Genomic DNA, 6,808 nt, shown 5'->3' with positions numbered 1-6,808 from the left:
CTAACCGCTGGGTTAATATTATCAATGGGCACTGTGGAAAGGTCAGCAACCGTAGCATTTCGTGCCGTAGTGCTGTCAAACAAAGGCAGCCCGACACCCCGACCTTTAGCATCAATTTGAAATTGAGCGGGGTTTGTCACTGTTTTCACGAATTCTTCAGTGTCAAAGACATACACCTTCCCATTAGCACCGCTCAAATTGGGATAGGAAGCATAGAGGTACTTGCTATCACTTGAAAGCGCTAAATCAGTAGCAAATCCGTCGGGAATTGGTCGAGTTGCTGCTACTAATTGCGGATTCGTCAGCGGGTCTTTGATAATGCCGATATTGCTCCCGGCCCGGGGGTCTCCATCCACGCTGGGCAATTCCTGACCGAAAAATTTCGCGTCCGCATTGCGACCCACAACAAACGCATAGCTAGCATCCGGTAAAACCGTTACCGAAACTCCCTCATTCACATCGAAGTAATCAAAGTCGGAACCCAACCCTAAATTTGTATAGCGAGTAGTAGCAGCAAAACTTACCGGGTCATTATTAGTAATATCCAGTACCCCAAATCCTTTGCTATCTTTCCCGCTGTTTGTAAACGTCATCTTCAGCGGATAGACCGTAGAAGCTAATCCTTCTACGCCTTCATCGGCTGTTATATTTCCGATTAATTGATTCCACTTTTGAGGGTTCTGACTGGGGTCGCTGGGTCGGTCTTTGGGGTCAATATTCACAACGTAAATCTGGCTGTTCAAACCGTTCGGTGCGGTAACAAATAGCTTCTTTCCGTCGCTGCTAATTGCCATCTGTCGCAAACCGCTAGGTGCTGCACCAACTGTGATAGTTTGGGTAACTTGGTGATACTTGGATGAGAACGGGTTGATATCGAGAACGTAGATGGAATTGCCGCCAGCTTTGCCGTCAGCAATGTAAGCGTATTGGTCGCGAGAATCAAGTACAATTGAACGAGGCGTTGCACCGCTAGGCAAATCGATCGGGTTTAAGCCAGCTACATCCGCTTTAGTATCTACCTGCTGTCGGGTTATCGGATCGACTAAAGCGACTCTACCGGAAGCTTCCAGCGGGACGTACACGCGAGAACCGTCGCTAGTTACAGTCAAATCTCTGGCTCTATCTAGTCGATCGTCCGTACCTACAGCAATGTTACCAATTAGCAAGTCGCTGCTGTTCGTTATCGCCACAACAGATTCGGGGTCGGAACCGTTGAGTACGGCGATTCTATCCGCTGTCCACTGGGCCCCAAAAACATATTCTGTATCGTTTTCAATCCGGTAGGAATTGCTGTTGTAGAGAATTTCTGTTGCTGGTTCTGCCGGATTTGAACTGACTTTTTCGTTCTGTTTGCGACTGAGGACAATTCGCGAATCGCCCAAGGGTACGGTGTCGGGAACTCTGACAGCTACTTCAAATTTATTGTCTGCTAATTCGCGACTGAGGTTGGTTAGTATTGTGCCTTCGTAAGCTTGGTCACCAACATAAAATTTTACCACTAAATCGCTAAATTGGCTACCTTTGGGGTCGCCAAAGTTGTCTGCTAAAACGTTGCTTCCCGTCAGAAACAAAACTGGTAGATTGTTCTCAAAAGGTTGATTGTTTGCGTCTTTGAATTTGACTTCGGCACTTTCAATCAGTGGAGGATTTTTGGGATTTGCCGCATTTGGAGCGAGTTGAGATGCGCGTCTTTCCGCAAAAATACCCTCTTTACCGAAGTAGTCGATTTGTCTTTCGTTTACAGGTTCGCCAGTGAGAGTATCGAGTTCAAGAGATTTTTTTACGGGGGGGGGTAAAACTGAAATCCTTTAATTTGGGGCTAAAATTGATGGATTTGGAGGAGATTGCGGTGTCTTCGGGGTTATTGTTAAAACTGTCTGGAAGTCCGGGGAGTGCTGGCTCTGGGGTAGGGCTGCTAAGGGCTTGAGGATTGAGTAAGTTTGCGGTATTTAGGTCGAATTCAGGTATTAAGGTCGTTTCACCAATAGGGAACGGCTCTTGACTGTTGAAGGGCGATTTATTGGAAAATTTCATTAAGATGCGAACAAGCGATACAGTAACTTGTTGTGATTCTTAGTATCTCACCATAAGAAAATTGTTTTTGTCAAGCTGTTGAGGCAGAAATGTGGATTTTTGTTATAAAACTTTACATTGTGTTCTAGATTCCCAGTACGATCGCCCTTAATGCCGCAAATACAATTTCTCTAATATCGCGATCGAACTTCCAGTAGCATAATTAAGAACGAGAAACTAAAGAACGGACGTAAAAAGACACCGCTCCAATTATGTAAAAAGCATTCACCAAAATCAACAATACTTTACCAGCATAAGAATTAACAAAACCAAAAACCCGGAAAGTTGACAGCAGCACTAACAACATTTCAACCACAGAAACAATTGACCCGTAGTGCTTTCTATCCCAATAAGAAAACGGACTGATAAAACGGTAATTGCTGAACGGAAAAAAGTGGCGGTGAGCGTCGTCATTGTGGACAGGCAAATCTCCCAGAGAGTGTAGTATCATGCTGATAAACAAAATTTGCACGCTTTGCCACCCAAAGTAATAAGCAATTAGCCAACCAATAACCGCAAGGGGAATTGAATGAAACAGAGCCACAATATTTTGTACAAAAGGCTCATAATATGCTTTTGACCAAATTGTAGCTTCGGGCAAGCGAGCAATGTATTTCGCCCAAAAGTAAAATAAAAATATTGGGATGTCGGGTAAGATTCCGCCGATCGCAATAATGAGATTAGCTTGCGGCAGTTGCGGTTTGCCGAGAATTGCCAGATTGATAATAGCGTGGCTGGGAGTCTTCATCAGTAGGGTGCGTCAACTAGGATTATCTTATTCATAATGAATCAGATATTAGACATCTCCCATAATTGTTGTGGAACAGGCATCCTGCCTGTTCTTGAATATCTTTTTGGGAGATGTCTATTAGCTGACGCACCCTACGTGTGAGATGATGAGCTCGTGCTACAAGAAAGGTTGCACTCGATCGATCAACTGCGCCGCTTGCATCACTCCCTCAATGCGATCGACCTCAGCGCCATTTTTGAACAACACCAAAGTCGGCAAAGCATAAATGTGATGCTGCGACGCCAACTGTTCGTACTTATCGGTGTCAATTTTGACAACCATCAGCTTGTCTTTCATCTGACCACTCACTTGCTCCAAAATCGGTGCCATCATCTGACAAGGCCCGCACCAAGTAGCGTAAAAATCTACCAACACCGGCAAGTCAGAGCCCGATAGTAACTCTTCAAAACTGCTGAACTGTTTTTGAACTGCCATAAGACAAAATAATTTTTTGGGTTCTGGCTCGATTTTAGTGCAAAATTCTCTGGTAGATTGCGAGGATACAATTATGGAACTATTACCAGAGACTTTTCAGAGATTGCGGGGTCAAGTTGCTGTCGTGACCGGTGCGTCGCGGGGAATCGGCCGCGCCGTTGCTTTAACCCTAGCAGCAGAGGGCGCTAAAGTCGCCGTCAACTATGCGAGTTCGAGTGCGGCTGCTGATGAGGTGGTAGCAGAAATAGTCGCTGCTGGAGGAGAAGCTGTCGCACTTGCAGCAGATGTCTCGAAAACTGAGCAAGTAGATTTACTCACCAGTAATGTCATGGAAAAATGGGGACGGATTGACATTTTGGTGAACAATGCGGGCATTACTCGCGATACTTTGCTGCTGCGGATGAAGTTGGAAGATTGGCAAGCGGTGATTGATTTGAATTTAACTGGCGTGTTTTTGTGTGCGAAAGCTGCCAGTAAAATCATGCTGAAACAGCGAAGCGGCCGAATTATTAATATTGCTTCGGTTGCTGGACAAATGGGCAATCCGGGACAAGCTAATTACAGTGCGGCAAAGGCTGGGGTAATTGGATTTACTAAAACTGTGGCGAAAGAGTTGGCGAGTCGCGGGATTACTGTGAATGCAGTTGCACCGGGTTTTATCACTACAGATATGACTAAGGATGTCAAGTCTGATGAGATTTTGAAGTATATTCCGCTGGGGAGATATGGGGAAGTTGAGGAAGTTGCGGGGATGGTGAAGTTTTTGGCGGCAGATGCGGCGGCTGCTTATATAACTGGGCAGGTTTTTAATGTGGATGGGGGGATGGTGATGGCTTAGATTTGGGGATTTTTTTAACCGCAGATATCGCACAGGCATGATGCCTAGATATCGCACAGGCAAGATGCCTGTGCCACGATGAAGGCGGATATCTGCGGTTAATAATTACTTTAAGGCGGCACGCAACTGACGGAGGACTTTTTGGTATTTTGCAATGCGTTGAAAATCTGCCTCTGTCGGATTGGCGATGCGACTAATATCAAGGTTATGAGTAACATCAGCGATTTTGACTCGCAGTGCGATCGGGTTTGCAATCACACGTTCTAAATAAGCTGCATAAGCTTCTCCTTTTATTTTGGTAATTGCGGCGATCGCCTTTACTATAAATTCAGGAAAACCTTCGCTTCTGAGTTGGTCGAGTGTAAGTTCAGAATCTTCGACCGCATCGTGTAGAACCGCTACGATTTTCTGGTCTAGAGAATTTACATTTTCCATCACAAATAGGGGATGATATAGATAGGGCTTGCCTGCCTTATCAACCTGTCCATCATGAGCTTTGGCGGCGATCGCGATCGCGCGTTGTAGTAATGATTCGTACTCTGAATTCGTAGTTGACAGCATCGTAAAGAAGTTCTCTATTATAGTTTCATCCCCCTAGCGGGGAAAAGCTAAGCAGTCGGAAATAAATAGAACTTACGCAAGAGAGGATTTTTTTCACTGTCTATCTATGGTGTAAGCTACGCACTCTGCACCCTACATACACAGGTTATTTGATTTTAAATATTCTTGCAACAATTTCCAAGCCATTTGAGTCCCCTCCCCTGCATTGACTTTCTCGAAATCGACATCTTTTCTCAAAACTACAAAACCCACACCTTCTTGAATTTCAATTTTTTCAATATTGCTAACTTTTGCCAAAAATAGGTGATTTTTTTGGATAAATTCGGGATTGTTGTTTTTTATGTAAAGAAAAGTTGTGATAAATTCAACTTTGCAATCGCTTTTTATGCTAGTTTCTTCCTCCAGTTCTCGCACTGCTGCTTGCTGTGGACTTTCTCCAATGTCCACGCCACCACCAAAAGTAGAAAGCATTCCTTGGCTTGCAATACCTGGAATATTATCTCGCATTTGTGCGACGATCTGACCGTTCGGGAGCATTATAAAAATGCGGACAATTGAATTGGGAATATTCATATTATTGAGGAAATAACCAAACTCCAAAAAGTTGCTCTATAGTTTTTTGATGTGACTCCAAATTTTCCTAATCCAATTGTACGCCACAGCATACAAAGCCAACAATTTATTGACAAAACTTTGCCAAATAGAACCTTCCCTTACCTCAGAAACTTCTTCGATTTCCACGGGCAGCGGCGGCATCCCGACTACTTCATACAGCGGATATTCGCCACTTTTCCCCGGAATTGGCACGGATACGCGCCGATCGACGATCGCCAATTCTTTCACTTCCTGATAAGTCTCCTCGGAAATCAGTAAACTTGTTCCTACTTGCTTATTAGCCGCCTCGATCCGGCTGGCCAAATTCACCGCATCCCCGATCGCCGTAACTGTCTGACTCTTCGACGCCCCCAAATTCCCCACAACCACCCAGCCGCAGTGAATGCCAATCCCAATCCGCAACCGGTGACGGTATAAAGTCTCAAAATAGGGATTGAGTTTCTCTAGTTCCTCCAGCATCTCCACCCCAGCCCTCACTGCTTGTTGGGCCGCCTTGTCTGAATTTTCCAACCCAAACAGCGCCATAAAACCATCTCCCATGTAATTATTAATCATCCCGCCGTTGCGGTTGATAACATAACCCATTTTTTGGAAATAGCGATTTAAAACATAAATTATATCGTAGGGCAACAGCGATTCTGCAAACGCAGTAAACCCTCGAATATCGGCAAACAAAATTGCAATTTTCTTCTCTTGACCCACAGGATTAGAAATCAACTTTCCGACCATTTCGTCGTTAAATGATTCCAAGTCTTCAGAATCGATCGCCAGTCGGCGCAAAATCACCCTGCCGCCCGCAACCTGTGTCTGACAAGCTAGCCTAATTTCCGGTTCTAGGCGCAATTTTTTGGCAAGTTCCTCTTCCGGCGAAGTGCGGGGAGAACAAAATTCCAAACCTTCGACAATCAATACCCGGCAAGTCGAACATCGGGCGCTACCGCCGCAGATGTGGGTGTGGGGAATGTCGGCACGCAGGGAAGCTTCGAGAATTATATCGTCGTCGTCTATCTCGATCGTGCGATCGTCCGGCAGATAGTGAATCTGTGGCATATATGGCGCGTCTAGCTAATTAGCGAGAAATCTCGCGGACATCTGTTATTGCAGTGAACCTGTATGCAAACCCGGTTTCTGGGCATTTTTTCTGTATCCCTGATACCTTAACTATAAGTCGCGATCGGCACTTGCTTCTCGTTTCCTCACCTCAAGCGCCCAACTGACCACGAATTTCTTCATGTGGTACCCGCCACGTGATTTATCTCGCGCAAATCAATCCCAAATCGAAAATCGAAAATCCTCAAGAAAGAGCATTTATCCGTGGGGTCGCCTCTAAAATCTAAAATCTAAAATCTAAAATCGATTGACACCAGTTTAAAAAAAGAATGCAACTCTAGGCAAGAGTCCAACTCTTAGCTCATCATTCATTTTCAATTCTAATATCTAAAATGGTATAACTGAACACTAAAATTTTAATCTCAGCGTAAAAATACCCCAATTCA

7 protein-coding genes are annotated in these 6,808 nt (G+C 44.7%); 1 reads left to right on the top strand and 6 read right to left on the bottom strand.

Annotated elements, in window-relative coordinates; all coding sequences use genetic code 11:
- From QT984_RS25800 to trxA, 3 genes are all read right to left on the bottom strand, one after another.
- Positions 1–1,571 (bottom strand): beta-propeller fold lactonase family protein (locus tag QT984_RS25800; protein ID WP_333056549.1); only part of this gene is annotated, 1,571 nt, incomplete at its 3' end.
- 665 nt (positions 1,572–2,236) lie between these two features.
- The gene (locus tag QT984_RS25795; protein ID WP_333056550.1) at positions 2,237–2,821 is read right to left on the bottom strand and encodes a hypothetical protein; all 585 of its coding nucleotides are present in this window, start codon (positions 2,819–2,821) and stop codon (positions 2,237–2,239) included.
- A gap of 159 nt (positions 2,822–2,980) precedes the next feature.
- Positions 2,981–3,298 (bottom strand): thioredoxin, encoded by a 318-nt coding sequence (gene trxA / locus QT984_RS25790; protein WP_333056552.1) that lies wholly within the window; start codon positions 3,296–3,298, stop codon positions 2,981–2,983.
- Between the two features lie 73 nt (positions 3,299–3,371).
- Here trxA and fabG point away from each other — a divergent pair, with 73 nt between their 5' ends.
- Positions 3,372–4,136, top strand: a complete 765-nt coding sequence (fabG, locus tag QT984_RS25785; protein WP_172188962.1) for a 3-oxoacyl-[acyl-carrier-protein] reductase — start codon at positions 3,372–3,374, stop codon at positions 4,134–4,136.
- A 105-nt stretch (positions 4,137–4,241) separates the two neighbouring features.
- Here the strand turns inward: fabG and QT984_RS25780 are convergent, their stop codons facing one another.
- The 3 genes from QT984_RS25780 to QT984_RS25770 all read right to left on the bottom strand — a co-directional run bounded on the left by QT984_RS25780 (position 4,242) and on the right by QT984_RS25770 (position 6,362).
- The gene (locus QT984_RS25780; RefSeq protein WP_333056553.1) at positions 4,242–4,697 is read right to left on the bottom strand and encodes a GTP pyrophosphokinase; all 456 of its coding nucleotides are present in this window, start codon (positions 4,695–4,697) and stop codon (positions 4,242–4,244) included.
- A 132-nt stretch (positions 4,698–4,829) separates the two neighbouring features.
- Positions 4,830–5,270: an NUDIX hydrolase gene (locus QT984_RS25775; RefSeq protein WP_333056554.1), complete on the bottom strand. Its 441-nt coding sequence runs from the start codon at positions 5,268–5,270 to the stop codon at positions 4,830–4,832.
- A gap of 36 nt (positions 5,271–5,306) precedes the next feature.
- On the bottom strand, positions 5,307–6,362 hold the full coding sequence (locus QT984_RS25770; protein ID WP_333056555.1) for an adenylate/guanylate cyclase domain-containing protein: 1,056 nt from the start codon (positions 6,360–6,362) through the stop codon (positions 5,307–5,309).
- Positions 6,363–6,808 lie beyond the last annotated feature (446 nt).

This window comes from Microcoleus sp. Z1_B2 (genome assembly GCF_036700325.1).
Lineage (GTDB): Bacteria > Cyanobacteriota > Cyanobacteriia > Cyanobacteriales > Microcoleaceae > Microcoleus.
The sequence above is the reverse complement of the archived record's forward strand: the minus strand, read 5'-3'. Positions and strand labels throughout refer to the sequence as shown.

Excerpts from the sequence above, each read along its gene's own strand:
- trxA (WP_333056552.1), bottom strand. The coding sequence starts at position 3,298 with ATGGCAGTTCAAAAACAGTTCAGCAGTTTTGAAGAGTTACTATCGGGC.
- QT984_RS25780 (WP_333056553.1), bottom strand. The coding sequence starts at position 4,697 with ATGCTGTCAACTACGAATTCAGAGTACGAATCATTACTACAACGCGCG.
- fabG (WP_172188962.1), top strand. The coding sequence starts at position 3,372 with ATGGAACTATTACCAGAGACTTTTCAGAGATTGCGGGGTCAAGTTGCT.
- QT984_RS25770 (WP_333056555.1), bottom strand. The coding sequence starts at position 6,362 with ATGCCACAGATTCACTATCTGCCGGACGATCGCACGATCGAGATAGAC.
- QT984_RS25795 (WP_333056550.1), bottom strand. The coding sequence starts at position 2,821 with ATGAAGACTCCCAGCCACGCTATTATCAATCTGGCAATTCTCGGCAAA.
- QT984_RS25775 (WP_333056554.1), bottom strand. The coding sequence starts at position 5,270 with ATGAATATTCCCAATTCAATTGTCCGCATTTTTATAATGCTCCCGAAC.